Raw genomic sequence first — 1,699 nt, forward strand, 5'->3', positions numbered from 1 at the left:
TCGGCCGTTCAGACCATGACGATTCGGGCCGGCCGTTTCCCATCATCCATATGAAACTGGCGTAGGATGGGTGCAGCGCGAGATTCCTTGAACAAGCACTCAATCATCGAACGCGCGAAACCAATCAGGCGGCGAAAGCCGCCGCATCCACCCGCCCCCCTCACCCCGCCGATTTTTCCTCATGCCTGGCGCGCCAGGCCTTGAGCGCTTCGCGGTAGTTGTCCATGGCTTCGTTGTAGACGTCATAGACACAGGGTATGCAGCCGCTGTTGCAGCATTCTTCGGGCGCGGGCGGCTCGGGCGGCACGGGCGGCGGATCGTCGTCGAAAACAGGTTTGGTGCTCATACAGAGATGTTAACGCCGCCGCCCGGACCTTACTGAGGACGCGTGCGGATCGCGACGGGCGGCCAGGTTTCCTTGATCGCGTCGTAAATGCGCTTGCCGACCCGGCCGTCCTGCGGCAGGTTGCGCCGGGCCTGTTCCTCGCGCACGGCGTCGCGCGTCTTGGCGCCCGGAATACCGTCGGCCACGCCCACTTCGTAGCCCAGGCCGTACAGCATTTCCTGCAGCTCCTTGATCTGCGCGCGCGACAGGCCCGGATCGTCGGTCGGCCAGGCCGCGGCCAGGGCCGGGCCGCCTTGCAGGCGGTTGAGCAGCAGCGACACCGCCAGGCCGTAGCGGCGCGACTGGTTGTAGTGCAGGATGGCGTCGAAATTCACGGTGGCCAGGAACACCGGGCCACGGGCGCCGGTGGGCGCGAACAGATAGGCCTGCTGATCGTTGCCGGCGGCCAGCTTGAGCGCCGAGCCGTCGCCCTGCTTCACGCCGGTCTGCGCCCACTGCGCGATGCTGCGGCGGTCCTGCGACCCCACGTACTCGGCGTCGGGCTCGGGCGCAATGGCGGCCGCGACCTCGGCGGGCACGCGCACCTCGACCACGGCCGGCAGGCCGTGCGTCCATTTGGCGCGGCGCTTGCGCAAATGGTTGGCGGTGGAGGCCAGCGCGTCGGGCAGCGAGTTGTACAGATCGATCTTGCCGTCGCCGTCGCCGTCGGCGGCCAGTTCGTAGAACGAGGTCGGGATGAACTGCGTCATGCCGAAAGCACCGCTCCAGGAGCCGACGAAGCTGTCGGGCTGCACGGTGCCGTCGCGCAGCAGCCGCACCGAGGCGTAGGCGTTCTTCTCCCACAGCGATTTGTTCTCGGTGCAGGCGCGCGTCAGCCAGGCGTTGAGCACGTCGGTCTTGCCGACCTGGCGGCCGTAGTTGGTCTCGATGCCGAAGATGGCGACCAGCGTGGCCGGGTCCACCTGGTACTGCTGGCCGATGGCGGCGAGCTGCGCGCCGTACTTGGACAGCACCGCCTGGCCGTCCTTGACGCGCTCGTCGTCCACCGTCTTGGCGATGTAGTCCCACCAGGCTTCGCGGCCTTCGGGCTGGCCCTTGGCCGAGGCCACGGTGGTGGGCAGCAGCTTGGCGTTGGCGGTGTACTTGTCCCAGTCCGCCACGGTCAGCCCGTTGGCGGCGGCCCCCTTGCGCAGTTTGGCGATGCAGGCCTTGGTGTCCAGTTCGGTCGGAACGATGACCTGCGGCGCGGCGGACGCGGCGGCGGCGGGGTCCGCCACGGCGGTGGCGGGCGCGGCGGCGGCCGGCGCGGTTGCGGCCGGCGCGGCTGCGGGCGCGGCCGGCGCGCTGTCTCTT

At 69.1% G+C, this 1,699-nt stretch carries 2 protein-coding genes; both read right to left on the reverse strand.

Features of this window, described 5'->3' with window-relative positions; translation table 11 throughout:
* Nucleotides 1–160: 160 nt before the first annotated feature.
* The gene (locus C1I89_RS08185) at nt 161–346 is read right to left on the reverse strand and encodes an oxidoreductase-like domain-containing protein (RefSeq protein ID WP_102772275.1); all 186 of its coding nucleotides are present in this window, start codon (nt 344–346) and stop codon (nt 161–163) included.
* A gap of 29 nt (nt 347–375) precedes the next feature.
* Nucleotides 376–1,699: lytic murein transglycosylase (locus C1I89_RS08190; RefSeq protein WP_102772836.1), on the reverse strand; the 1,324-nt coding region annotated here is incomplete at its 5' end.

It is taken from the genome of Achromobacter pulmonis (genome assembly GCF_002885955.2).
Classification (GTDB): domain Bacteria; phylum Pseudomonadota; class Gammaproteobacteria; order Burkholderiales; family Burkholderiaceae_B; genus Achromobacter; species Achromobacter pulmonis_A.